We start from the raw sequence: 25,321 nt of genomic DNA, 5'->3' as shown, positions 1-25,321 counted from the left end.
GTCGGCTCCCTGAGCAAGGCCCGGAGGCGGGAAACGCACAGCTTGTGACATGGGTCACGGATCCCAGAATGGGGTGGACCCCATGGCCGTGCAAACGGGAGGACGGCAGACGAACGCCCGCGGCCCCGGCCCGCTCCCGGCCGGGAGCTCAGTGTCCGAGAGCCCCGCGGTCGGCCGCCGACTTGGCACGAGCCGTACGCACCGCGCTCAGCAGACCCTCGCGGCGGCCGAGCCCGAACTGCAGCAGATAGCGCGTCCCGCCGAGCCGTGCCATGGCCGTGTCGCGCGCGCCGTAGCCGCTGATCCGCACCTGGTCCAGAGGGGCACTGTCGATCTCGCTGCCATAGCTGGTCATCAGGACCAGCCGGCCGTCCCGGACCAGCACGTGTCCGCCTCGCGTGAGCGAGCGGAGCATCCGTCGTATCCGTACCCCGGCCGCGTCGAAATCCGCTTCCGCCACGGTTGACCTCCCGCCTGCACATCGCAGCCGAAGTACCCCCGTGCGGCTGCCCTACTCCCTGATGGCAGTGTGCCTGGACGGCGCGCCGTCCACCAGAGGGCCTCACGTGCGGAACCCGCGCTTCCGCGGCTGTCTATGATCGCTGCGTGAGCACCCCGCACGGCACCTCAGACAGCACTGCCCAGCCCGAGATCAGCCAGGCGGTCACCTCTCCCGCCTCGGCAGTCCCCACACTCGACGTGGACCGCAGCGACCCCGCCTACCGCGCGTGGCTGAAGGACGCGGTCCGCAAGGTCCAGGCCGACAGCAACCGCAGCGCCGACACCCATCTGCTCAACTTCCCGCTGCCCGAACAGTGGGGAATCGACCTGTATCTGAAGGACGAGTCCACCCATCCGACCGGCAGCCTCAAGCACAGGCTGGCCCGCTCGTTGTTCCTGTACGGCCTGTGCAACGGCTGGATCCGGCCGGGCAAGCCGGTCATCGAGGCGTCCTCCGGGTCGACGGCCGTCAGCGAGGCGTACTTCGCGAAACTGGTCGGCGTGCCGTTCATCGCGGTGATGCCGCGGACCACCAGCCACGAGAAGACCCGGCTGATCGAGTTCCACGGCGGGCGCTGCCATCTCGTGGACGATCCGCGGACGGTGTACGCGGTGGCGGCGGCCCTGGCCGCCGAGTCCGGCGGCCACTACATGGACCAGTTCACCTACGCGGAGCGGGCGACGGACTGGCGCGGCAACAACAACATCGCCGAGTCCGTATATGACCAATTGCGCCTCGAACGCTTCCCGGAGCCCGCGTGGATCGTCGCCACCGCGGGCACCGGCGGCACCTCCGCCACCCTCGCCCGCTACACGCACTACATGCAGTACGACACCCTGATCTGCGTCGCCGATCCGGAGAACTCCTGCTTCTTCGACGGCTGGGTGCACGGCGATCCCGACGCGAGCAGCGACTGCGGCTCCCGCATCGAGGGCATCGGCCGGCCCCGCATGGAGCCGAGCTTCATCCCCGGCGCCGTCGACCGGATGATGAAGGTGCCGGACGCGGCGAGCATCGCGGCCGTCCGGGCGCTGGAACAGGCCATCGGACGGAAGGCGGGAGGCTCCACCGGTACGGGGCTGTGGAGCGCGCTGAAGATCGTCGGCGAGATGGTCGAGCGGGGAGAGACCGGCAGCGTCGTCACCCTGATCTGCGACCCCGGCGACCGCTACCTCGACAAGTACTACTCCGACGACTGGGTGGCCGCCCAGGGCCTCGACATCGGACCGTATGCGCACGCCATCGAGACGTTCCTCGCGACCGGACGGTGGCCCGGCTGACGGGTCCTCAGCCGCGGTGCACGCAGGGGCCGTCAGGCTGCGTGCACTGTCCTTTCAGCTGTGCTTCGCGCCGGCCGTCAGCCGGCGGTCGAGCGCGAGCATGGCGTCCCGGAACGCGCGGCCCACGCCCGGTTTCGCCAGCCGCAGCAGAGCCCGTACGGGAAATCCGCCGTCCACCGCCATCGTCCAGCGCACCCGTGTGCCGCCTGCGTTGTCCGGCGTCAGCCGCCAGTCCTCCAGCATCGCGGTGACGCCGGGCGCGGTGGACGTGTCGATGCGGTACGCGTACCGCTCCGCCGCATCGGCAGCCATGACCGTCTCGGTGAACCGGATGCCACCCCGCAGACGCACCTCGCGGCCCCGGCCGCCGTCGGTCGACTTCACCGACGTGATGGCGGAGAACCACTGCGGCATCTCCCCGACGTCCTCCGCCAGCGCCGCGTACACCGCCTCGGGATGCGCGCGCAGATCCGCCGAGAACGTCAGCCGTACCGGCGCACTGTCACTGAACTCCAGCTCAACGGGACGCAGTCGGCGTGCCATCGGACCTCCACCCCAGGGACGCGGTCATACCGGCGCGAACTGTAGCCGCTGCGCCCGCAGATGTCTGTGCTCAGGCGTCCGGCTCCGCTCCCGCGGCCTCCGGCTCGCCCGCCACCACCAGGCCCGGCAGCACATCCTCGATCTCCGCGCGGGCCCCGTCCGGCAGGCCGCCGTCCGTCACCAGCGTGTCCACGTCCTCCAGCGTCGCGAACGAACTGAGGCCCACCGTGCCCCACTTCGTGTGGTCCGCGACCACCACGACCCGGCGGGCGGAGCCGACGAAGTGTCTGTTCGTCTCCGCCTCCGCCAGGTTGGGTGTCGACAGGCCGGCCTCCGCCGAGATGCCGTGCACGCCGAGGAACAGCACATCGAAGTGCAGTGAGCGGATCGCCGCGTCCGCGACGGGCCCCACCAGTGAGTCGGACGGCGTCCGCACCCCGCCCGTCAGCACCACCGTCGCCGCGCCCTGGCGCGGCGAGCGGGAGCCGCCGCCGGCGCGCTGCGCCGCGTGGAACACGTCCGCCACCCGCACCGAGTTGGTGACCACCGTCAGGTCCGGCACGTCGGTCAGGTGCTGCGCCAGCGCATACGTCGTCGTACCGCCCGACAGCGCGATCGCACTGCCCGGCTGGGCCATCGCGGCGGCAGCGCGCGCGATGTCCTCCTTCGCCGTCAGCTCCAGCGAGGACTTCGCCTCGAAACCCGGCTCGTGCGTGCTCGCCTCGGCGACCGGAACCGCCCCGCCGTGCACCTTCTCCAGGGCGCCCTGCCGGGCCAGCGCGTCCAGGTCCCGGCGCACCGTCATGTCCGAGACCTTCAGCTTGCGGGTCAGCTCATTGACCCGGGCGCCGCCGCGCCGTCGCACCTCGTCCAGGATGAGGGCGCGCCGCTGCTCCGCGAGGAGATTCTGGTTGTCGCCCACCGCGGTGTCGTCCTTTCTCGCGGCCCGTGCAGGTCGTGTTCATCCTCGCATGCGCCACGGACAGTGCCGTCCGTCACGATCCGCAGCGCATCGGGGGCCGCGGGATGCGTCGGGGCCGCCCCAACGGGGATGCTGGGAACGATCGCTGGACCGGCACCGGGGGAGCAGCAGCATGCCGCAAGAACACGTACACACAGCACCGCACGCGCAGGAATCGGACTCCGGAGCCGGACTCCCGCCGGGGCTCAACCTCGAACTCCTCGTGCACGGCGTCGGGGGCACCACACCCGCCGAGATGCTCGACGACCCGTTCCCGCAGCGCGTCACCGGTGACGACACCGCCGCCGTGTACCGGCGCACCGAGGACGTGGACGCGGAGGAACGGCCGCAGGACTACCGGGACAAGCCCATCCCCGAGGCGTACTCCTGGTGCAACCTCACCTCCGGCAACGGCTCGCGCGCGTTGTGGCTGATCCTGCTGCCGTTCATGGTCGCCAACCTGGCGCACTGGATGCGTCCCGCCGCCGACGGGCGTCAACTCCTCGTGCGGGCGCACGGGGTGGCCGTACGGCTGGTCGCGCTCAGTCTGACCGTGCTGCTGGTGGCCGCCTGCTGCGAGGTCGCCCTGGACCTGGTCGCCTGGCAGTGCGCGGGGAACACCGGATGCGTCGCCGAGCACAGCTGGCTCGGCTTCATGGGCGCCGACTCCGCGGGGCACGGCGGCTGGTGGAGCCAGCCGGGCCGCCGGCTCACCCTCGCCGCGGTGCTGCCCGCCGCGCTGACCGTGCTGCTGTGGTGGCTCTCGCACCGCACGTGGAGCGCGTACGAGTCGCAGCCGCCGCTGCAGCGGCCGGTCGACGAGGACGACGCCGCGGCAGCCCGCAGGCCCGCCCTGTCGCTGCCCGGATTCTGGTACGGCAAGCGGCTGGTGGCCCGGCTGCGGGCCGCGCACACCGCCGCCGGATTCCTCACCGTCGCCGCCGCGCTGGCGGCCGCCACTACCCGCAACGACCGCAAGCCGGGCGGCAGTACGGCCCTCGACGTGTTCGGCTGGGGCGTGGAGATCCTGACCGTCGCCGGCGCCTGCTGTGTGCTGTACGTGGTGTGCCGGCGGGGCCGCAAGGAGAGCGAATCGGACGACGCCGTCGACAAGTTGGCCGTCCGCGCCCTGCCCGGGGCTGCCGCCGGTGTGCTGGTGCTCGCCGCGCTGCACGCCCTGTGGGACCGGCCCGGGTGGGCCTCGCACGGCGGTGAACTGCCCGGCGACGAGACCTTCGGCGTGCTCGCCACGGGGCAGGGCGTGCTGGTCGCCGTGCTCGCCGTGCTGGGCGTCGTGCTGTACCGCCAACGGCCCGTGCCCCGCACCGCGTTGCACGGGCTGGGCTCCGCCGCGGTGGCGATGCTCGCCTGCGCGCTGGGCGGCGTCATGTCGGGCGGTGTGGCGCAGCGTGTCGGCGACTGGCTGGACGGGCCCGGCACACCAGGAGCGGACGGCGCGCTCCTCGACGGACCGCCCACCATTCTGACGTGGCAGGCCAGCATCATCCCCGTGCTGCTGGGCGTGCTCCTCGTGCTGCTGTGCGCCTTCGCCTGGCACCTGATGCGCCGCAGCCGGGAGTTGGCCGACGACGTCGAGCGCGGCTACCCCGGTACGCTGCCGGACCCCAGCCGTACCCGCCGGATCGCGTCCACCATCGCGCGCGCGGGGTTCACCGACTCGGCACCCTGGCTGGCGGGTGTCATCGCCCTGACCACCCTGCTGCTGGGCGGTGTCGCTGTGCTCGGCACCTGGCTGACGGGAGAGGTGCCCGGCAGGGCCGCCGACGGCCTGCCGGCGCTGATCGACGGGTTCGCCGAGACCGTACAGGCGCTGGGTTCCTGGCTGATCGGGGTCGGCTTCGTGCTGATGCTCGCCTCGGGCCGCCGCGCCTACAAGGACCCCTCCGCCCGCCGCACCATCGGCATCCTGTGGGACGTGGGCACCTTCTGGCCGCGCGCGGCGCACCCGTTCTCGCCGCCCTGCTACGCCGAGCGTGCCGTGCCCGACCTGGCCTGGCGGATCGCCACCTGGACCGAACAGACCGGCGGGCGCCTCGTGTTGTCCGGGCACTCGCAGGGCAGCGTGCTCTCGGCCGCCGCCATCTGGCAGCTCGACCCGCAGACACGCCAGCAGGTCGCCCTGCTCACCTACGGATCGCCCCTGGAGCGGCTGTACGGACGCTGGTTCCCCGCCTACTTCGGCCCGGAACAACTGCACGATCTGCACGGCGAACTGGAATGCTGGCGCAACCTGTGGCGGCTCACCGACCCCATCGGCGGCCCCGTACGGCTCGCGGGAGACGCCCTCGACGGTGCGCAGAGTATGGAGGGTGCGTCCGGCACGGCCGACGAGAAGGGGCCCGGCGTCGACAGGGGTCCGCTGCTCGACCCGCTCGCCTACGGCCGCACGCTCGAACACCCGCTGCCCGCCCCGATCCTGGGGCACAGCGACTACCAGGCCGACCCCGCGTTCTGCGAGGAACGCGACCGGCTGCTGGACCGGCTGCGCGCCCTGCCGCCGCGCAGCCCCGGCCCGGTCGGCACGCGGGGCCTCGGCGGCGTACCGCGGCAGTCCAGTACGCAGGCACAGTCCGGCACGCACGACGGTGACACACGGACCGGCACGCAGGACTGCGACGCACTGTCCGGCACGCAGTCCGGCGCACAGGACGGTGCTGCGCAGAACAGCGCACAGTCCGGCGCGAACGGCCAACAGGCCGGCACTCAGACCGACTCGGGGAGGTCCTCCGGGTAGAGCAGCGTCAGCGCGTCGGTGTCCGGGTCGGGCAATTGCGCGACCCGGCCCGCGTGCCGTTCCACCATGGCCTCGAACGTCTGCCGTGCGGCACGGCCGTTGCCGAACGAGGGGCCCTTGGGCAGCGCGGTGAAGAACTTCAGCAGCGCTTCGGACGCCCCCTCGCCGATGCGGTACTCGTGCTCCTCCGCCTGCTGACCGACGATCTCCAGCAGTTCCTCCGGGGTGTAGTCGCCGAAGGTGATGGTGCGTGAGAAGCGGGACGCGACACCGGGGTTGACCGCCAGGAAGCGCTCCATCTCGGCCGTGTAGCCGGCGGCGATGACGACCACTTCGTCGCGGTGGTCCTCCATCAGCTTCACCAGCGTGTCGATGGCCTCCCGGCCGAAGTCCCGCCCGGAGTCCTCCGGGGAGAGCGCGTACGCCTCGTCGATGAACAGCAGCCCGCCGCGCGCCTTGTCGAAGGCCTCCTGGGTGCGGATGGCCGTGGAGCCGATGTGCTCGCCGACCAGATCGACACGGGAGACCTCCACCAAGTGGCCGCGCTGCAGCACCCCGAGGGAGTGCAGGACCTCTCCGTACAGCCGCGCCACCGTCGTCTTTCCGGTGCCGGGGGAGCCGGTGAAGACCAGATGGCGGCGTGCCGACGCGGCCTTGAGGCCCGCCTGCTGGCGCCTGCGGCCCACCTCGATCATGTCGGTGAGCGCCCGGACCTCCTTCTTGACGCTCTCCAGGCCGACCAGGGTGTCGAGTTCACTCAGGACCTGGTGTGCGGGCCGGGCCTCTTCGGCGGCGGACGCCGCGGGTGCGAGCGCGGCCTGTTCGGGCCGGCCCGCGAGAGCGGGCCGCTGCGGTACGGGTACGGACGCCTGCGCGGTGAGCAGACCGGCCGTCCCCGGAGCGGGGCTGCTCCCCGCGGCGGGCGCGGCCGGAGCGGGGGAGGGGGCCGCGGGCTGCGGTACGGCGGCGCTCTGGTCGCTGGTGCAGTCCTCCACGAGCGGACCGTCCTCCGCGAACTCGAATCCGCCCCGTGCGCAGCGCTCCGTACGGCAGCGCCGGAGCGTCGTACGGCAGCCGTCGATGACATGGAAGCCGTATCCGCGGGAGCCGGTCACCCGGCAGCCGTGGAACGTGCCCCGGCCCTCCGCCGACACGTAGAAGCCCGCCTCCTCCGGGGAGCTGACGGTGCACCGTTCGATGGTGGGGTCGGCGCCCTTGGTGACGATGAAGCCCGTCGCGGCGCCGTCCACCGTGCAGTTGGCGAGAGTGCCGCCCGTTCCGTGGTCGCGGAACCACGCGCCGGTGGCCACTTCCCTGATGCGGCAGTCGTCCAGCTGGACGGTCGCGCCGTCGCTGACCGAGACGGCGGTGCCGCGCACCTGTGACAGGTCGGTGTCGACCACGTCGGCGCGGGAGCCGCGGTCGAGGACGAACAGTGCGTCGGGAACGCTGTGCACGCGGCAGGACTCCAGCACGGCTGTCGCACCGTCGCTCACCCAGACCGCAGGATAGTCGCCCGTACTCTCCTGGATCTCACAGCCGTTGGCGTCCACGCGGGTGCCCGGGTCCCACACCGACAGCCCGTTGCGCCCGAACTTGCGCACAGTCGAGCGGGTCAGCGTGAGCACGGCGCGCGAGCGCAGATCGACCGCGTTCTCCGGGATGCTGTGGATGTCGCAGTCGGCGAGCGTGAGCACCGCGTCGGTGTCGAGGGTGATGCCGTCGGCCGAGGTCCTGTGCACCTGACAGCCGGTCAACTGGCCGCCGGCGCGGGCCGTGACACGTACGCCGCTGCCGCGGATCTCGTACACCTCACAGCCCAGCGCCTCCACCGCGCTGCCCTCCCCGTGCACGGACAGCCCCGCGTCGGAGGCGTGGTGCACCCGGCAGCGCTCCAGGCGGGGGTGCGCGCCGTCGCGTATGGCGATGCCCGACTGGCCGGCCGACACGACCTCGCACTCCTCGTAGACGCCGCCCGCGGCGCCGGTCACGCTGATGCCGATGCCCGCCGGATTGTCGACCACGCAGCGGCGCACCGTGGGGCGCGCGCCCCCGCGCACCTCGATGCCGGCGGCCGAACGGGTCATCACCCGCAGCCCGTTGAGCTCCGGAGCGCAGTCCTCGACCAGGACGGCGGGGGAGGCCGCGTCCTGGCCCTCCAGTTGCAGATCCTCCACCAGCACGGAGGCGCGCACGGTCAGTGCGACGCCGTCGGCGGGCGCGATGCGCACCGAACCCGCGGCCGCGCGCTCGGGGCCGCGCACGGTGACCGTACGGTCGATGACCACGTTCTCGCGGTAGGTGCCGGGCGCGACGGTGAGGACGTCGCCGTCCGTCGCGGCGGCCAGGGCGGCAGTGAGGGTGGCGTACTCACCTGAGCGCCGCCGCCACCGCGACGTGCCGGCGTGCGTCACCTGGACCGAGCCCTGTGCCATGGAGTGTCGTGCCCCAACCTCGTACGTACGAAAAGGCGCGTCGCCGCGCGGACTGGATGCACCACCGTAGCGTGCGCGAGCGGTCCGTCTGACGCGGACTTCCGGTGTACCGGGCCGGTACGGGACCCGTACCGGCGTACGGGCACGGCTAGTTGCTGGTGCCGGTGCGTCCCCAGTCCGGGCCGATGCGCTGCCATTCCGCGTCCCAGCGCGCGTACCGGCGGCGCAACGTCCGCTGCACCGCGATCCGGCGTCCGGCCTCCAGCAGTCCGACCGCGCCGGCGCCGAAGGCCAGTCCCGCGAGCAGCGCGTGCGAGGACGCCGCCTGCTCCGTCATGGGACGTGTGGTGACCTCTCCGCGGCTGTCGGTCCACAGCCGGAAATGGTCGCCCGGCTGCACACTGCGGACGGCTTCGACGGGTCCCGAATGGCTGCTGCCGTCCGGTCCCGTCCACTGCGCGACGATCTGGCGGCGTCCTTCGGGATGTGCTGCCGACTCGGGATCCCTGTCCACCGGCGGACGGTTGACGACTCCTTGAGCGCTGGCCCACACCTGCACCCGGTCCTGCTGCTGACGGGCCGCGGTCCGCTGCAGCGTTTCGTACGCCGCGGTACCGCCGAACCAGCCGGCGAGCGGAGCGCCCACGGCTATCAGCAGCGCGACGCACAGTGCGAGCCATGCTTCGCTGCGATCGGTGCGGCGGCAGAGCGGGTTGTCGCGCCAGCGCCACAATCCGACGATCGAACGCACGGGTACTCACCCCCTTCTCCCCGTCCGTCAGTACCTCGATCATCGCGGTACATGCGCGCGCGGGGCGCCAAGAGAGCAAAATCACCCGGCCGTGACCAACATGACCAACACGGTCAACTTGGCCAACAGCCGCTGTTCCGCCCGTGGTTCCCCCCGCGTGACACGTCGACTTTACGCGCCGTCCACCCGCGCTACGGCGCCGGGGGTACGTGCTCCAGCCGTGCGCCCGTGCTTCCTGTGCGCTCCCCCCGCGCACTGCACGAGGTGGGCCTCACACAGGGTGAGAGGAGCGGGCCCGTGATCACCGTGTGTGGTGGATTCCGGGTGAAAGCAGCGCCGATGGCGCGGGTTACCCGGCAGTGCGCCGCGCAATCCCCCGACCGGGGACTCTTTTGTGTGATTGCCGTTGATCGTAACGGCCGGATAACTTCGGTCGCGGTGTCCGCGAATTCCCCGCGGCTGCACGGAGATTGAATGATGGGCGGTATCCATGACGACTGCGACGGATCCGAATTCCGGTGACGGGGCCCAGGAGGAACAGGCGCTCCTGAGCCTCGGCACCGCCGCCGCGCGGAATCTGACGACCACGACCAAGACGCCGCCGCAGATGCAGGGGATCACCTCCCGCTGGCTGCTGCGCGTCCTGCCGTGGGTGGAGGTGCCGGGGGGCACCTTCCGCGTGAACCGGCGGCTGTCGTACCAACTCGGCGACGGCCGGGTGGAGTTCGTGACCACAGGATCCGACGTGCGGGTGATCCCTCTGGAGCTGACGGAGGTTCAGCCGCTGAAGGGCTATCGCGACCAGGAGGTGCTGCAGGAGCTCGCGGACCGGTGCGAGCAGCGCGACTTCGGCCCCGGCGAGACCGTGGTCGAGGCCGGCGCCCCGGCCGACCGGCTGGTGCTCGTCGCGCACGGCAAACTGCGCAAGACCGGCCCGGGGCGGTACGACGAGGAGGCCGACCTCGGTGTGCTCGCCGACGGCGAGCACGTGGGTGCCGACCGGCTGACCGGCGACGCGTCGGTCTGGGACTTCACCCTCACCTCGCTCACCAGCGGCACCGTACTGACCCTGTCCCGGCAGGACCTGGAAGCGGTCTCGGCGCGTTCGGAGAGCCTGCGCGGCCACCTGGAGTCGCCGCCGAGCGGGACGGCGCAGCACACCACGGACGGCGAGCGCGAGATCGGCCTCACCTCGGGACACGCGGGCGAGCCGACCCTGCAGAGCACATTTGTCGACTATGAACTCGCACCGCGCGAATACGAGTTGAGCGTGGCGCAGACCGTGCTGCGGATTCATTCGCGCGTGGCCGATCTGTACAACCAGCCGATGAACCAGACCGAGGAGCAGCTGCGGCTGACCGTCGAGGCCCTGCGGGAGCGGCAGGAGCACGAGATGGTCAACAACCGCGAATTCGGCCTGCTGCACAATGCCGTGCCGAAACAGCGCGTGCACAGCAGGACGGGCCCGCCCACCCCCGACGACCTGGATGAACTCCTCGCCACCGTATGGAAGGAGCCGAGCGTCATCCTCGCCCATCCGCGGGCGATCGCCGCCATCGGCCGGGCCTCCACGGCCCGCGGGCTCTACCCGCAGAGCACCGACATCGAGGGGCACTCGGTCCCGGCGTGGCGCGGGGTGCCGATCCTGCCCTGCGACAAGATCCCGGTGCGGCCCGACGGCACCAGTTCGGTGCTCGCGATGCGGACGGGGGAGAAGGACAGGGGCGTGGTCGGGCTGCACCAGACGGGAATTCCCGACGAAATCCAGCCCGGTGTCTCCGTGCGCTTCATGGGAATCAACGAACAGGCCATCATCTCTTATCTGGTGAGCGCCTATTACTCAACGGCCGTCCTCGTTCCGGATGCCCTCGGAATTCTCGAGGACGTCGAGACCGGTCAGCGCTGAATGACTGCTCGGCAGTGAACTTCCACCCAGTAGCGAAATCTGCTCAGCGGCGAAAATCTGCTCAGTAGCGAAAGGAAAGGCCAACTTCCGATGACCACCGAACCGATGGCCGGTCCGCAGGACGACGCGGAGCCCCTGAGCCTGACCACGGGCGCCGCACGGCAGCTCACCACGACCACCAAGACGCCGCCGCAGATGCAGGGCATCTCCACGCGGTGGCTGCTGCGCGTCCTGCCCTGGACGGAGACCACCGGCGGCACCTTCCGCGTCAACCGGCGGCTCACCCACACCCTCGGCGACGGCCGGATCGAATTCGTCTCCACCGGCGCCGACGTCAGCGTCATCCCCGCCGAGCTGCGCGAAATCCCGCTGCTGCGCGGCCTGGAGGACCAGGCGGCCCTCTCGGAGCTCGCCGGGCGCTTCGAGCAGCGCGAGTACGCGGCGGGGGAGTCCGTCGTCTCGCGCGGCGCGCCCGCCGACGAACTCCTGCTGGTCGCGCACGGCAAGCTCAGCAAGACGGGTCCCGGGCGGTACGACGAGGAGGCCGACTTCGGCGTCCTCGCCGACGGCGACCACGCCGGCAGCCAGGCCCTCACGCCGGAGCCCGGCGAGTGGGAGGTGACCCTCCGGGCCGTGACCCGGTGCACCCTGCTGGCCCTGCCGGCCTCCGCGTTCCGGGAGGTCGCGGACCGCTCGGCGCCCCTGCGCGAACATCTGGAGAGCTTCCTCTCCCGCTCCGTCCCCTCGCAGAACAAGCGCGGCGAGGCCGACATCGCCCTCGCCTCGGGACACAGCGGCGAGCCGATGCTCCAGGGCACCTTCGTCGACTACGAACTCTCCCCGCGGGAGTACGAGCTGAGTGTCGCTCAGACGGTGCTGCGGGTGCACTCGCGTGTGGCCGACCTCTACAACGACCCGATGAACCAGACCGAGGAGCAGCTGCGGCTGACCGTCGAGGCCCTGCGGGAGCGGCAGGAGCACGAGATCGTCAACAACCGCGAGTTCGGCCTGCTGCACAACGCCGACCTCAAACAGCGCTTCCACACCAGGACCGGCCCGCCCACGCCCGACGACCTGGACGAGCTGATCTCCCGGCGGCGCAAGACCCGTTACCTGCTGGCGCATCCGCGCACGATCGCCGCCATCGGGCGGGAGTGCAACGCGCGAGGCATCTACCCCCCCGAGGGGGAGCTGGAAGGCAGCCGGGTGCGCACCTGGCGCGGTATCCCGCTGCTGCCCTGCAACAAGATCCCGATCACTGAGAACAACACCAGCAGCATCCTGGCCATGCGGACCGGCATGGAGGACCAGGGCGTCATCGGGCTGCGCCAGACCGGCATCCCGGACGAGCTCGAACCGGGCCTGAACGTCCGCTTCATGGGCATCGACGAGAAGGCGCTGATCTCCTACCTGGTCAGCACCTACTTCTCCGCCGCCGTGCTGGTGCCGGACGCGCTCGGCATCTTGGAGGACGTGGAGATCTAGGTCTGGAGGACGTGGAGATCCGGCCCTCGAAGGGCTGGGCGCTCAGCGTTCCTCCCACCGCCAGCCGGCGACCTCCGGCAGGTCTGTGCCGTGCTCCCGGATCCACGAGTGGTGCCGGGTGCGCACATCGGCCATGGCCTGCCGGAGGCCGGCCGCCCGTTCGGCCAGTCCCGGCGTGCGGTCGATGACGTCCATGACGAGCCGGTAGCGGTCCATGTCGTTGCGCACCACCATGTCGAACGGCGTGGTGGTGGAGCCCATTTCGCGGTAGCCGCGCACGTGGAGCGTGTCGTGCACCGCCCGCCGGTACGCGAGCCGGTGGATCAGCCACGGATAGCCGTGGTAGGCGAAGACGACGGGCCGGTCACGGGTGAAGACCGCGTCGAACTCCGCGTCCGGCAGCCCGTGCGGATGCGCGGACGGTGACATCAGCCGGGTCATGTCGACCACGTTGACCACGCGTACCGCCAGCTCCGGCAGGTGCTCGCGCAGCAGTTGCGCCGCGGCCATCGTCTCCTGGGTGGGCACGTCGCCCGCGCAGGCCAGCACGGCGTCAGGGCCCTGGCCGCGCTCCTCGGTGCCCGCCCACTCCCACACGCCGAGCCCCCGGGCGCAGTGCTCGCGTGCCTCCTGGAGGCTCAGCCAGTCCGGGCACGGGTGCTTTCCGCCGACCACGACGTTGACGTGGTCCCGGGTGCGCAGCACGTGATCGGCCGCGCACAGCAGGGTGTTGGTGTCCGGCGGCAGGTAGACCCGTACGACTTCGGGGCTCTTGTTGAGCACATGGTCGATGAATCCGGGGTCCTGGTGCGAGAAGCCGTTGTGGTCCTGCCGCCAGGCATGCGACGTGAGCAGGTAGTTGAGCGAGGCGACGGGGCGCCGCCACGGCACCTCGCGGGCGCTGTCCAGCCATTTGATGTGCTGGGCCGCCATGCTGTCCACGAGCTGCGCGAACGCCTCGTACGTACCGAACACGCCGTGCCGCCCGGTGAGTACGTAGCCCTCCAGCCAGCCCTGGCACAGGTGTTCCGAGAGCACCTCCAGTACGCGGCCGTGCCGGCCGAGGTTCTCGTCGGTGGGCAGCAGTTCGTCCTGCCAGCCGCGGGGCGATCCGCCGTAGGCGTCCTGGAGATGGTTGGAGTCCGTCTCGTCGGGGCCGAACAGCCGGAAGTCACGCCGGTCTTCGGTGCCGGTCAGCAGCTCGCCCAGCAGTCCGCCGAGGGCGCGCGTCGGCTCGTGGGAGTCCTGTCCGTGCCGCTCCACCGGGACGGCGTGCGGCTCCAGCGCGGGCAGCGGCAGTTCGCGCACCAGGCGCCCGGCGTTCGCGTGCGGGTTCGCGCCGAGCCGGCGCTCGCCCTCCGGTACGCACGCCAGCACCTCTTCCAGGGGCCGGCCGCCGTCGTCGAACAGTTCCTTCGGCGCGTACGACCGCAGCCAGTGCTCCAGTTCGCGCAGCCGGTCCGGATCCTCACGTACGCCGGAGAGCGGGATCTGATGGGCGCGCCAGGTGTTCTCGACCGGCTTGCCGTCCCACTCGGACGGGCCCGTCCAGCCCTTGGGCGTACGCAGCACGATCATCGGCCATGCGGGCCGCCCGGTGCGCGACTGTGTGCGGGCCTCGTCCTGGTGGAGCTCGATCCGGTCGGCCGCCGTGTCGACGGCCGCCGCCATCGCCCTGTGCACGTCCGCCGGGTCGCTGTCCGGCGTCGCGGTGACGTACAGGGGGTCGTGGCCGTACCCCCGCAGCAGGGCGTCCAGTTCGTCCTCCGGCAGCCGGGACAGCACCGTCGGGTTGGCGATCTTGTAGCCGTTCAGCTGCAGTACGGGCAGCACCGCGCCGTCGTGCACGGGGTCGAGGAACTTGTCGGAGTGCCAGGAGGCCGCGAGCGGTCCGGTCTCCGCCTCGCCGTCGCCGACCACCGCGCACACCAGCAGGTCCGGGTTGTCGAAGGCGGCACCGTAGGCGTGCGCGAGGGAGTAGCCCAGTTCGCCGCCCTCCTGGATGGACCCCGGCACCTCGGGCGCCGTGTGGCTGGGCAGCCCTCCCGGCTGGGAGAAGTCGCGGAACAGCCGCAGCATGCCGTCGGTGTCCCGCGGCGCGTCCGGGTTGAGCTCCCCGTAGGTGCCCTCCAGCCAGGCGCCGGCCAGCACGGCCGGCGCGCCGTGCCCCGGCCCCCATACGCACAGCGCGTCCCGGTCGCGGTTCCGGATGAGCCGGTTCAGATGTGTGTACACCAGGGCGAGTCCCGGGCAGGTGCCCCAGTGGCCGAGCAGCCGGGGTTTGATGTGCTCCGGCCGCAGCGGCTCGCTCAGCAGCGGGTTGTCCTGGAGATACAGCTGGCAGGCTGCCAGGTAGTTCAGCGCCCGCCAGTGGGCGTCGAGCTGCTGTGTCTCGTCGTCGGTGAGAGTGGTGCGCGTCGGGTTCCGCATGCGGCGACGGGTACCAGGCCGACCGGGAGCCGACACCCGTGCGCCGAGCGTTGTCCCCCGGCGACGTGAGGGGCACGATGACGGTGTGCTGAATCCATGGCTCGCCCTCGAAGCGGGCGCCGACCCGGGTGTGCGGGCCGGCGAACTGCGCCGCGCGCACGAGGAGTTCCTCGCTGGGCAGCCCATCGGGTCGCCCGTACGGAACGTGGTCGCCGACTCCTGGCGGCGTTCCGCGGGCGCCGCCGTCCAGCCGGACTGGTGCGCCAGTGTGGATCTCGCCGACGCCGACCTCGCCGACTGGCGCGACGGTCATCCGCTGGCCCGGGTGATGCCGCTGGTCCGCGACCTGCTGGGCACCATCGCGGAGGACGGCGCCCACCTGCTGTCCGTGTGCGACGAGCACGGCCGGCTGCTGTGGGTCGAGGGGCACCCCCAAGTCCTGCGCCGCGCCGAGGGGATGAACTTCGTGCCCGGCGCCCGGTGGGCCGAATGGCAGGCGGGCACCAACGCGCCCGGCACCGCCCTCGCCGTCGACCACGCGGTGCAGATCTTCGCCGCAGAGCACTACAGCCGTACCGTCCAGTCCTGGACGTGCGCCGCCGCGCCGCTGCACGACCCGCGCACCCACCGCGTCATCGGCGCCGTCGACATCACCGGCGGTGACCACCTAGCCGCACCGCAGAGCCTCGCGCTCGTGCAGGCCACGGCGCGGGCAGCGGAGGGACAGCTCGCCGAGCTGCTCACCGGACAGCGGGACGACAGCGCGTACGTCCTGGAGGTGCTCGGCAGGGACGAGGCCGTGCTGCACACCGGCGACGGGCCGCCGCTGCGTCTCGGCCGCCGGCACAGCGAGATCCTGCTGCTGCTCGCCGCCCACCCGGAGGGCTTCACCGGTGAGCGGCTCAGCTGTGAACTGTACGGCGAACGGGACGTCACACCGGTCACCCTGCGGGCCGAACTGTCCCGGCTGCGGCAGCTGTTGGGCCCCGCGCTGGAATCCCGCCCGTACCGGCTGCGGCAGCGGATGGCCAGCGACGCCGACACCGTCAACGAGGCCCTCGCCGCCTCCGACCTGGACACCGCCGTCGCCGCCTACCGGGGGCCGCTGCTGCCCTGCTCGGAGGCGCCGGGCGTGATCCGGCTGCGCAGGCTGCTGGAGGACCGGATGCGCCGCAGGCTGCTGGCGCGCCGCGACCCGGCGCTGCTGGAGCGCTGGGTGCGCACCCCGTGGGGAGAGGACGACCTGGAAGTCTGGGAGGCGCTGCTCGAGGCGCGCCCGGGCAACGATCCGCTGCGCGGCACGCTGGTGGCCCGCGTCGACCGGCTGCGCCGCGCCTACGGGCTGCCGGTGCACCATGGGAGGCCGCACGCGGGAGACGGCGGGGCGGCAACACGCTCCGCAACGTATCCGCAACGTTCCCGCGTCTAGCGTCCCTTTCGCAGTCCTGGCCCGCCTTACGGGCAGGCGGGCACCTGAGTCAGGGGAGGCCACACAAGATGAGCCGCTACGCCGCACCCGGAACCTCCGGCGCTGTCATGAACTACCAGTCGCGCTACGACCACTGGATCGGCGGCACCTATGTCGCCCCCAAGCAGGGCGGCTACTTCGAGAACCCCAGTCCGGTGAACGGGCAGACCTTCACCGAGATCGCCCGCGGCACCGCCGAGGACGTGGAACGCGCCATCGACGCGGCGCACGAGGCCGCCCCCGCCTGGGGCCGTACGTCCGCCGCCGAACGCGCCCAGGTGCTCAACCGCATCGCGGACCGGATGGAGGAGAACCTCGAGAAGCTCGCGGTCGCCGAGAGCTGGGAGAACGGCAAGCCGGTACGTGAGGCGCTCGCCGCCGACATCCCCCTCGCGATCGACCACTTCCGGTACTTCGCCGGTGCCATCCGCTCGCAGGAGGGCTCGCTCTCCGAGATCGACGAGGACACCGTCGCGTACCACTTCCACGAGCCGCTGGGCGTCGTCGCCCAGATCATCCCGTGGAACTTCCCCATCCTGATGGCCACTTGGAAGCTCGCGCCCGCGCTGGCCGGCGGCAACGCGGTGGTGCTGAAGCCGGCCGAGCAGACCCCGGCCTCCGTCCACTACTGGATGAGCCTGATCGCGGACCTGCTGCCGCCCGGCGTCGTGAACATCGTCAACGGCTTCGGCGCGGAGGCGGGCAAGCCGCTCGCCAGCAGCGCCCGTGTCGCGAAGGTCGCCTTCACCGGGGAGACCACCACCGGCCGGCTGATCATGCAGTACGCCTCGGAGAACCTGAAGCCCGTCACGCTGGAACTCGGCGGGAAGAGCCCCAACATCTTCTTCGACGACGTCTCCGCCGGGAACGACGACTTCTTCGACAAGGCCCTGGAGGGCTTCACCATGTTCGCCCTCAACCAGGGCGAAGTGTGCACCTGCCCCTCGCGGGCCCTCATCCAGCAGGGGCACTACCGCGACTTCCTGGACGCCGGGATCGAGCGGACCAGGCAGATCGTGCAGGGGCACCCGCTGGACACCGACACGATGCTCGGCGCGCAGGCCTCCAACGACCAGCTGGAGAAGATCCTTTCGTACCTGGACATCGGCCGGCAGGAGGGCGCCAAGGCGCTCACCGGCGGTGCCCGCGCCGAGCTCGGCGGCGAGCTGGAGGGCGGCTACTACGTGCAGCCCACCATCCTCGAGGGCGGCAACCAGATGCGGGTCTTCCAGGAGGAGATCTTCGGCCCGGTCGTCTCGGTGACCTCCTTCACCGACTTCGACGACGCCATCACCACCGCCAACGACACGCTGTACGGGCTGGGTGCCGGCGTGTGGACGCGGGACAGCGGCACCGCCTACCGCGCGGGCCGCGCGATCCAGGCCGGCCGGGTGTGGACGAACTGCTACCACGCCTACCCGGCGCACGCGGCGTTCGGCGGCTACAAGCAGTCGGGCATCGGCAGGGAGAACCACAAGATGATGCTCGACCACTACCAGCAGACCAAGAACCTGCTGGTGAGCTACTCGCCGAAGAAGCTGGGGCTGTTCTGATGGACGGCGCGGACAGCGGCGGGACAGCCGGCGGCACGGCCGCGGGCGGCACGACGGAACGCGTCGCGCTGACCGAGGCCGCGGCGGAGCTGCTGCGCGAACTGACCGCCAAGCACGGGCCGCTGATGTTCCATCAGTCCGGCGGTTGCTGCGACGGCAGCTCCCCGATGTGCTACGGGCTGGGCGAGTTCCGCACCGGCGCCTCCGACATCCTGCTCGGCGAGCTGGCCGTCGAAGGAGTCGCGGACCCCGTGCCGTTCTGGATGTCGTCGAGCCAGTTCGGCTACTGGAGCCACACCCATCTGACGGTGGACGTGGTGCCGGGCCGCGGCAGCGGCTTCTCGCTGGAGGCGCCGGAGGGCGTGCGCTTCCTGATCCGGTCGAGGCTGATGGAGAACTAGCCGGGGCAGGCGCGGCACCGGCCCCGCGGCCGGTGCCCGCAGGCCGGGCTGCCGGCTAGTCCAGCACCTCGAAAGAGTCTCCGCTGCGCACCCTGCCCGTATGCTCCGGGATCAGATTCTGGCCGAACACCAGCTGATCCCCGAAGCGACGGTGGCGGGCGAGGGTGCGCAGCGGTTCCTTGCCCCGCTCGGCCGAGATCTGGTCGGTGGTGGTCACCACGCACCGGCCGCACGGCTTGGCCACCCGGAAGGTCACCTCGCCGATCCGCACCCGCCGCCAGTCGTCCTCCGCCCACGGCGCCGTGCCCTCGATGACGACGCTGGGCCGGAAGCGGTTCATCGGCAGCGGACCCTCGTCGGCGTGATCGCCCTGCTCGATCAGGGAGTTGAGCGCGTTCAGCGAGGCGACCGTGGTCAGCAGCAGCGGAAAGCCGTCCGCGAAGGACACCGTCTCGCCGGGCCGGGCGTACTCCGCGCTGATGCCGCGCCGGTGCTCCGGGGCGTCCATGTGGACCAGCCGCACATCGGTGCCGAGATACTCCGAGAACCAGGCGCTCGCCGCGTCCGCAGCGGGCACCGCCTCCACCTTGTCGCGCCACACTCCGACGGTGACCGTGCCCCGGTCCGCACCGGGGACGGTGACCTCCAGCGGCTCCCTGCCGGGCGCCGCCACCCGGATCCCCCCGCCGGGCAGCGGCTCGGCCGAGGCCGGCGCGAGCTTCGGCTGCTCGCGCTGTGTCAGCTGCGCGCCGTCCGGATCCGCCAGCAGCCAGCGCCGGTCCGCTGCCAGTCCCCATGGCTCGACCCCGGCCTCGGCAGGGGCGGTGCCGCCCAGTGCCTTCACCGGATAGACGTGCAGGGCTGCCAGCTTCGGAGTCGTCATACGGTCATCCTGTCACCCCGTACCGACAGTTGGCGCTGCCGTTCCCCCTGCACGCTCCGCCCCCGTTCGCCTCCGGTGCTTCAGTACCCCCTGCCGGGGTACTGGTGGCCGCCGTACGGATCCTCGTACCCCGGACCGGGGCGCAGAGGTGCGGGCCGCGGGGCGGCGGGCCGGGGCGCGACCGGCTGCATCTGCGGCTGCTGCTGGGGCTGTTGCTGCTGCGGGTACTGCCGCGGATCCGGATAGCGCTGCGGTGCCGCCTGCTGCGGGATGTACGGCTGCGGCGCCTGCTGGAGCGGTGCCGGCTGCGGGGCCTGCGGCGCGGGCATGTACCCGCCGGGTCCCGCGTTCGGCGCCGCGTAACCGTGCGGAGGCCCCTGGTTCTGCTGGCCGTTGCCCGACGGAAGGGCGGGCAGCGCGGGCAAGTTGGACCCGGTCGGCTGGTATTCGGCCGGGACCCGGATGGGAGCGATCTGCGGCGTGCCCCGCTCGGCGACGAGCATGTCGTAGATCGGTGTGTCGGGGTAGTGCGGTGCTGTGTAGTAGCCGCCGCCGTAGCTACTGCGGGGGGAGGTCATGTCCATAAGTTAAGCCCAAAATGTGGCCGTTGGGGAGCCCGGTAAGTGGCTCAGTTCACGTGCTGGGAGTGACGGGGAGTCACCAATTCGGGTGAACGTAGGGAAATGGGTCGTGAACGTGCAGGGTGATCGTGTATGGATCGCCCCTTCAGCGGGTGACAGAGGGGGCCGGACCCGTCCTGTGTACGGGACACTTAGCCGCTGTGTCGACACGTGGGCGCAAGGTCCTGCACGGGTACACGAGCCAGCGTACGAAAAGGTTCCGCGCGCCCCTGACGCTACCCGTACGTGCGACCCTTCCACGCCGCCCCGTGTCCCCGGTGGTGCCGCCGCCCCGAGTCGAGGGTCATCAGCGCGTAGAGCGCGGCGGTGACCGGCAGGGTGGGGGCGAGCCACAGGGGCTGCCGGTAATAGCGCAGCATCGGCACGTATGTCAGCGCCATCACCAACCAGGCCGCGATGCCCGGCAGTTCACCGCACAACGCGGTCACCGGGGGTGCCAGGTAGACCAGTGCGAGACCCAGCACCGTGCCCGCCAGCAGCAGCGGACTGTGCCGCAGTTGCGCGTAGGCACTGCGGGTCACCATCCGCCACAGATCGGGCAGCCCGTCGTACGGACGCACACTGTGCACAGCGTCAGCAAGACCCAACCAGATCCGGCCATTTGCGCCGTGCTTGACGGCGTGCGCGAGTGTCACATCGTCGATCACCGCGCCCCGGATGCACGCCGGTACGCCGGCCCGCGCCGCCGTCTCCGTGCGCAGCAGCACACAGCCCCCGGCTGCGGCCGCGGTACGGGAGCCCGGACGGTTCACCCAGCGGAACGGGTACAGCTGGGCGAAGAAGTAGACGAAGGCCGGCACGATGATCCGTTCCCAGAAGCTCTCGACGCGCAGCCGTGCCATCAGGGACACCATGTCCAGCTGCGCGTCGTGCGCCGCGCTCACCAACTGCCGCAGTGAATCCGGCTCGTGGGCGATGTCCGCGTCCGTGAGCAGCAGATACTCGGCGTCCGTGCGCTCCCGCGCGCGGGTGATGCCGTGCTGTACGGCCCACAGTTTTCCCGTCCAGCCGGGCTCCGGCTCACCCGGCGACAGGACGGTCAGCGGGAGACCGCCGGGCCGTTCGCCCGCCAGCTGTCCGGCGAGTGCGCCGGTGCCGTCCTGGGAGCCGTCGTCCACGAGGAACACCTCGGCGCGCCCCGGGTACTCCTGCGCCAGCAGCGACGGCAGGCTCTCCGGCAGCACGGCCGCCTCGTCCCGGGCCGGCACCACGACCGCCACCGACGGCCAGTGCGCGGGCCCGTCGCCGTGCGGCGGCAGCCGGACGTCCGTACGCCAGAAGAAGCCCTGTCCCAGCAGCAGCCACAGCCAGCAGCACAGGGACGCGACGGCGATCCAGAAGAGCGCGCTCATCGCCGCAGTCTGCCGCACACACGTCCGTACTCCGCCGTACGCGCGCCGGTACGGAGCGGCGTCGGCGCACCCGCGCGCGGGCGGACACACGCGGGTCCGGACGCCCGATCGATTAGAGTGGCTCCCCGTGAAGATCGCGTGCGTGGACTCCGGAATCGGCCTTCTGGCAGCGGCGGCGGCAGTGCGGCGGGCGCGGCCCGACGCGGGGCTGGTGCTCTCCTCCAACCCCGACTCCATGCCCTGGGGGCCACGGACCGCCGACGACATCTCCGCACTCGCGCTGGACTGTGCCCGCGCCGCGGCCGAGCACCGGCCCGACGCGCTGATCGTCGCCTGCAACACGGCCACCGTGCACGCGCTGCCCGCGCTGCGGGCCGAGCTGGAGCCCGAACTGCCCGTGATCGGCACCGTTCCCGCGGTCAAACCGGCCGCCGCGACCGGCGGGCCCGTCGCCGTGTGGGCCACCCCGGCGACGACCGGCAGCCCCTATCAGCGGGCTCTCATCGAGGACTTCGGCAACGGCGCCGAGTTCACCGAGGTGCCCTGTCACGGACTCGCCGACGCCATCGAGCAGGCCGACGAGGACGCCGTGGACGCGGCGATCAGTGCTGCCGCAGCGCTCACCCCGCCCGGCGTCCGCACCGTCGTCCTCGGCTGCACCCACTACGAACTCGTCGGCGAACGCATCCGGGACGCCGTCGCGGCGCCCGGCACGCCCCGCCCCGTCCTGTTCGGCTCCGCCTCCGCCGTCGCCGCCCAGGCGCTGCGCCGCATCGGCGTGCCCGCCGACCCCGCGGCGCAGCCCGCCGGCCCGCTGACGGTGCTGCTCGCGGGCCGTCCCGGCGAGCTGCCCGCCGCCGCGCGCACCTACGCGGAGGGCCGGCTGCTGACCGCCGAGTCCGCCGTGCCGGGGATCTAGCCGGGACGCCGTACCCGGGGTCCGGCCGGCACGTAGGGTCGGTGCATGGCTACGCCCGACTTCATCCGCGATATCCGCGCCACCGCAGGCCACCAGCTGCTCTTCCTTCCCGGAGTGAGCGCTGTCGTCTTCGACGACGAGGGCAGGGTGCTGCTCGGCAGACGCGCGGACACCGGCCACTGGTCGATCGTCGGCGGCATCCCCGAGCCCGGTGAGCAGCCCGCCGACGCCGTGGTGCGCGAGGTGCTGGAGGAGACCGCCGTGCACTGCGAGGCGGAGCGGGTCGTGCTGACGCAGACGCTGGTGCCGCCGGTGACCTATCCCAACGGCGACATCTGCCAGTTCATGGACATCTGCTTCCGCTGCCGGGCCACCGGCGGCGTGGCGCGTGTGAACGACGACGAGTCGCTGGAGGTCGGCTGGTTCGAGCGGGACGCGCTGCCGCCGCTGGAGGAGTTCGCGCTGTTCCGCATCAAGCAGGCCGCGACCGAGGGACCCGCCTGGTTCGAGACGAGCGGTCAACGCGCGTAGCATCGGGCGATGCGACCGACGAACTATGGCGACGACGACCTGGAACAGCACTCGCTGCGCCGGCGGGTTTCCGACGACGGACAGCGCACCGGTTTCGAACACGACGTGGACCGGATCCTCTACTCGACCCAGTGGCGCGCCCTGGCCGGCAAGAGCCAGGTCGTCGCCAGCGGTGAACTGGGCGCCTATCACACGCGACTGACCCACTCCATGAAGGTCGCCCAGCTCGGGCGGCGGATGGCCGAGCGGCTGGAACGCCGGTACGGCGGGCCGAACCCGGCGCTCGTCGAGGCCGCGTGCATGGCGCACGACATCGGCCACCCGCCGTTCGGGCACGCGGGGGAGACGGCGCTGCGCACCACGATCGACGAACTGCGGTTCGCCGACGGGGTGCTGGACAGCTTCGAGGGCAACGCGCAGACCCTGCGCGTGCTCACCTTCCTCGCCGCGCACAAGTACACCGGGCACCGCGGACTGCACCTCACCCGCGCCTGCCTGGACGCCTCGGTGAAGTACCCCTGGGAGCGCGCGCCCCGTGAGCAGAACGCCGCGCGGCACAGCAAGTGGGGCGTGTACGTGGCCGACAGGGAGGCGTTCGCCTGGCTGCGCAACGGGCGCTCCGACGACGCCGTGCCGGTCGAGGAACAGGTGATGGACTGGGCGGACGACGTCACCTACGCCTGTCACGACGTGGAGGACTTCTACCGCACCGGGCTGATCCCGCTCCAGGCGCTGTTCCCGCCCGAGGGCGGCGCGGGCGCCGAGACGGAGCGCGAGACCGAGCGCTTCCTCGGCTACGTGGAGCGCAAGCGCGCGCGTGACGGCGTGCCCTTCGACCGGGCGACGGCGGAGGGACTGCTCGCGGAGATCGGCAAGACGATGGCCGTTCCGGGGCCGTACACGGGGCACCACGAGGACGCCGTCGCGGTCAATCTGCGCACCGCCAACCTCATCGCGTACTTCACGCGCGAGCTGCACCTGGAGGTCGGCGGTACGGCGGCGATCCGCTACGGCGCGCGGCTGGAGGTCCCCGCCGAGCGCCGTGCGGCCTGCGATCTGCTGAAGGAACTGGTGTGGTGCTACGTCATCGACCGGCCCGCGCTCGCCACCCAGCAGCACGGCAAGCGGCGCATCGTGAGCGAACTGCTGCGCTGGACCCATGAGTCGCCGCAGCTGCTGCCGCCGGAGCGTGCGGAGGAGCTCGCGCTGCACGGTGACCGGCTGCGCGCGGCCGCCGACCACGTGGCCTCGCTCACCGAGGACCAGGCGCTCGCCCTGCACCGCCGGATGTCGGGCACGGGACTCGGCTCGGTGAACGACAACGTGGCGTTCTGAACGGTTCTGACCACGTGGCGCTCTGAGCACGTGCGGCGCCCGCAACGGGCCATGAGGGCCGGTCCGTTGCGGGCGCCGCCGGTGTGCCAGGGGTCGGACCTCCGGGGTCAGACCTTGCGGTAGTCGTACGCCTCGGCGGCCGCCGCGGCGACCGCGTCCAGGTCGGCGCCGCCCGAGGCGGTGACGACCGCCGCCACGGCACCCTCGACCAGCGGGGCGTCCACCAGCCGGGTGTGCTCGGGCAGTTCGTCGCCCTCGGCCAGCAGCGCCTTGACCGTCAGGACGGCGCTGCCCAGGTCGACGAGTACGGCGACACCCGCACCGGAGTCGGCCAGATGCGCCGCCTTGGCGATCACGTCGGCGTTGGTGCCCAGACCGCCGTCGGGCCCGCCGCCCGCGCCGGTCGCCGGCGCGCTGTCGGGACCCGCGAGCCCCATCGCCAACTGCGCGACAGAGTCGGCCACCTGGCTGCTGTGCGAGACCAGGACGATGCCCACCCGGGGCTGCGCACCCGCCTGTTGGTTCCCGTTCGCGTTCTCACTCACCGGACATCACCTCCGCGAGCGCGCCGACCAGCAGCGCCGACGAGGTCGCGCCCGGGTCCTGGTGCCCTTCGCTGCGCTCGCCCAGATAGCTGGCCCGGCCCTTCCTGGCCCGCCACGGAACGGTGGCCAGCGCGCCCTCGTCCGCCGCGGTACGGGCCGCCGCGTACGCCTGCGCGCCGGACCCGCCCTCCAGGGCTTCGAGCGCCGGATACAGCGCGTCCAGCATCGTCTTGTCGCCCGGCGCGGCGCCGCCCAGCTGTGCGACGGCGTCGATCCCGGCGCGCAGCGCCGACGCGAACTCCGGTACGGCCGCCCCCTCCGTGTCGCCGAGGGCCTTGCCCGTACGCCGCAGCAGCGTGCCGTACAGCGGGCCCGAGGCGCCGCCGACGGTCGAGACGAGCTGGCGTCCCGCGAGCATGAGCGCGGCGCCGGGGGTGCCGGGCGGGTCCTTCTCCAGGGCCGCCGTGACGGCCTGGAAGCCGCGGCGCAGGTTGCTGCCGTGGTCGGCGTCGCCGATGGCGGAGTCCAGCTCGGTGAGCCGGTCGGCCTCCCTGTCGACCGCGCCGGCCGCCGTGGTCAGCCAGCGCACGGTCGCCGCGGCGTCCAGCGTGCCGTCGCCCTCGTTCTGTTCCTTCACTGCTGTCC

At 71.9% G+C, this 25,321-nt stretch carries 21 protein-coding genes; 10 read left to right on the top strand and 11 right to left on the bottom strand.

Features of this window, described 5'->3' with window-relative positions:
* Positions 1–148 precede the first annotated feature (148 nt).
* Positions 149–460 (bottom strand): hypothetical protein, encoded by a 312-nt coding sequence (locus AC3AGO_RS05565; RefSeq protein ID WP_487818988.1) that lies wholly within the window; start codon positions 458–460, stop codon positions 149–151.
* Positions 461–651: 191 nt separating this feature from the next.
* Here AC3AGO_RS05565 and AC3AGO_RS05560 point away from each other — a divergent pair, with 191 nt between their 5' ends.
* Positions 652–1,782: a PLP-dependent cysteine synthase family protein gene (locus AC3AGO_RS05560; protein ID WP_487824544.1), complete on the top strand. Its 1,131-nt coding sequence runs from the start codon at positions 652–654 to the stop codon at positions 1,780–1,782.
* A 54-nt stretch (positions 1,783–1,836) separates the two neighbouring features.
* On the opposite strand, the gene AC3AGO_RS05555 is transcribed toward AC3AGO_RS05560, so the two are convergent.
* Together AC3AGO_RS05555 and AC3AGO_RS05550 are read right to left on the bottom strand one after the other, a co-directional pair.
* A complete protein-coding gene (locus tag AC3AGO_RS05555; RefSeq protein ID WP_487818987.1) occupies positions 1,837–2,325 on the bottom strand; it encodes an SRPBCC family protein in 489 nt (162 codons plus the stop codon).
* Positions 2,326–2,395: 70 nt separating this feature from the next.
* The gene (locus AC3AGO_RS05550; RefSeq protein ID WP_487818986.1) at positions 2,396–3,247 is read right to left on the bottom strand and encodes a DeoR/GlpR family DNA-binding transcription regulator; all 852 of its coding nucleotides are present in this window, start codon (positions 3,245–3,247) and stop codon (positions 2,396–2,398) included.
* 172 nt (positions 3,248–3,419) lie between these two features.
* On the opposite strand from AC3AGO_RS05550, the gene AC3AGO_RS05545 reads away from it, so the two are divergent.
* Complete coding sequence (locus AC3AGO_RS05545) at positions 3,420–6,041, top strand: hypothetical protein (RefSeq protein ID WP_487818985.1); 2,622 nt, start codon at positions 3,420–3,422, stop codon at positions 6,039–6,041.
* Here AC3AGO_RS05545 and AC3AGO_RS05540 read toward each other — a convergent pair.
* Entirely contained in the window at positions 6,011–8,476 is a 2,466-nt protein-coding gene (locus tag AC3AGO_RS05540; protein WP_487818984.1) for a right-handed parallel beta-helix repeat-containing protein, read from the bottom strand. The two genes, AC3AGO_RS05545 and AC3AGO_RS05540, sit on opposite strands and share 31 nt — an antisense overlap.
* A 148-nt stretch (positions 8,477–8,624) precedes the next feature.
* Positions 8,625–9,227 carry an Rv1733c family protein gene (locus AC3AGO_RS05535; RefSeq protein WP_487818983.1) on the bottom strand — a complete coding sequence of 201 codons (603 nt, stop codon included), beginning with the start codon at positions 9,225–9,227 and terminating at the stop codon, positions 8,625–8,627.
* A gap of 490 nt (positions 9,228–9,717) precedes the next feature.
* Here AC3AGO_RS05535 and AC3AGO_RS05530 point away from each other — a divergent pair, with 490 nt between their 5' ends.
* Entirely contained in the window at positions 9,718–11,133 is a 1,416-nt protein-coding gene (locus tag AC3AGO_RS05530) for a family 2B encapsulin nanocompartment shell protein (RefSeq protein WP_487818982.1), read from the top strand.
* A gap of 90 nt (positions 11,134–11,223) precedes the next feature.
* Positions 11,224–12,618, top strand: coding sequence for a family 2B encapsulin nanocompartment shell protein (locus AC3AGO_RS05525; RefSeq protein WP_487818981.1), 1,395 nt, complete (start codon positions 11,224–11,226; stop codon positions 12,616–12,618).
* A 42-nt stretch (positions 12,619–12,660) separates the two neighbouring features.
* On the opposite strand, the gene AC3AGO_RS05520 is transcribed toward AC3AGO_RS05525, so the two are convergent.
* Entirely contained in the window at positions 12,661–15,048 is a 2,388-nt protein-coding gene (locus AC3AGO_RS05520) for a phosphoketolase family protein (protein ID WP_487818980.1), read from the bottom strand.
* 85 nt (positions 15,049–15,133) lie between these two features.
* Between AC3AGO_RS05520 and AC3AGO_RS05515 the strand changes: the two genes are divergently transcribed.
* From AC3AGO_RS05515 to AC3AGO_RS05505, 3 genes are all read left to right on the top strand, one after another.
* Entirely contained in the window at positions 15,134–16,477 is a 1,344-nt protein-coding gene (locus AC3AGO_RS05515; protein WP_487818979.1) for a helix-turn-helix domain-containing protein, read from the top strand.
* Positions 16,478–16,545: 68 nt separating this feature from the next.
* Complete coding sequence (exaC, locus tag AC3AGO_RS05510; RefSeq protein ID WP_487818978.1) at positions 16,546–18,069, top strand: acetaldehyde dehydrogenase ExaC; 1,524 nt, start codon at positions 16,546–16,548, stop codon at positions 18,067–18,069.
* On the top strand, positions 18,069–18,470 hold the full coding sequence (locus tag AC3AGO_RS05505; protein ID WP_487818977.1) for a DUF779 domain-containing protein: 402 nt from the start codon (positions 18,069–18,071) through the stop codon (positions 18,468–18,470). The genes exaC and AC3AGO_RS05505 overlap by 1 nt, the downstream gene beginning before the upstream one ends.
* A gap of 55 nt (positions 18,471–18,525) precedes the next feature.
* Here the strand turns inward: AC3AGO_RS05505 and AC3AGO_RS05500 are convergent, their stop codons facing one another.
* From AC3AGO_RS05500 to AC3AGO_RS05490, 3 genes are all read right to left on the bottom strand, one after another.
* Positions 18,526–19,353 (bottom strand): MOSC domain-containing protein, encoded by an 828-nt coding sequence (locus AC3AGO_RS05500; protein WP_487818976.1) that lies wholly within the window; start codon positions 19,351–19,353, stop codon positions 18,526–18,528.
* Between the two features lie 80 nt (positions 19,354–19,433).
* Positions 19,434–19,931 (bottom strand): DUF6643 family protein, encoded by a 498-nt coding sequence (locus tag AC3AGO_RS05495; protein ID WP_487818975.1) that lies wholly within the window; start codon positions 19,929–19,931, stop codon positions 19,434–19,436.
* 278 nt (positions 19,932–20,209) lie between these two features.
* On the bottom strand, positions 20,210–21,346 hold the full coding sequence (locus AC3AGO_RS05490) for a glycosyltransferase (RefSeq protein WP_487818974.1): 1,137 nt from the start codon (positions 21,344–21,346) through the stop codon (positions 20,210–20,212).
* Positions 21,347–21,473: 127 nt separating this feature from the next.
* On the opposite strand from AC3AGO_RS05490, the gene AC3AGO_RS05485 reads away from it, so the two are divergent.
* The 3 genes from AC3AGO_RS05485 to AC3AGO_RS05475 are packed head-to-tail and all read left to right on the top strand — an operon-like array spanning position 21,474 to position 24,131.
* On the top strand, positions 21,474–22,265 hold the full coding sequence (locus AC3AGO_RS05485; RefSeq protein WP_487818973.1) for a glutamate racemase: 792 nt from the start codon (positions 21,474–21,476) through the stop codon (positions 22,263–22,265).
* A 45-nt stretch (positions 22,266–22,310) separates the two neighbouring features.
* A complete protein-coding gene (locus AC3AGO_RS05480) occupies positions 22,311–22,796 on the top strand; it encodes an NUDIX hydrolase (protein ID WP_487818972.1) in 486 nt (161 codons plus the stop codon).
* Between the two features lie 9 nt (positions 22,797–22,805).
* Complete coding sequence (locus AC3AGO_RS05475) at positions 22,806–24,131, top strand: deoxyguanosinetriphosphate triphosphohydrolase family protein (protein WP_487818971.1); 1,326 nt, start codon at positions 22,806–22,808, stop codon at positions 24,129–24,131.
* Positions 24,132–24,238: 107 nt separating this feature from the next.
* Here AC3AGO_RS05475 and AC3AGO_RS05470 read toward each other — a convergent pair whose 3' ends face one another.
* Positions 24,239–24,676 (bottom strand): PTS-dependent dihydroxyacetone kinase phosphotransferase subunit DhaM, encoded by a 438-nt coding sequence (locus tag AC3AGO_RS05470; protein ID WP_487818970.1) that lies wholly within the window; start codon positions 24,674–24,676, stop codon positions 24,239–24,241.
* On the bottom strand, positions 24,669–25,313 hold the full coding sequence (dhaL, locus tag AC3AGO_RS05465; RefSeq protein WP_487818969.1) for a dihydroxyacetone kinase subunit DhaL: 645 nt from the start codon (positions 25,311–25,313) through the stop codon (positions 24,669–24,671). The genes AC3AGO_RS05470 and dhaL overlap by 8 nt, the downstream gene beginning before the upstream one ends.
* Positions 25,314–25,321 lie beyond the last annotated feature (8 nt).

It is taken from the genome of Streptomyces sp. BL1, from assembly GCF_057628045.1.
This window is presented reverse-complemented; position numbering and strand designations above follow the sequence as displayed.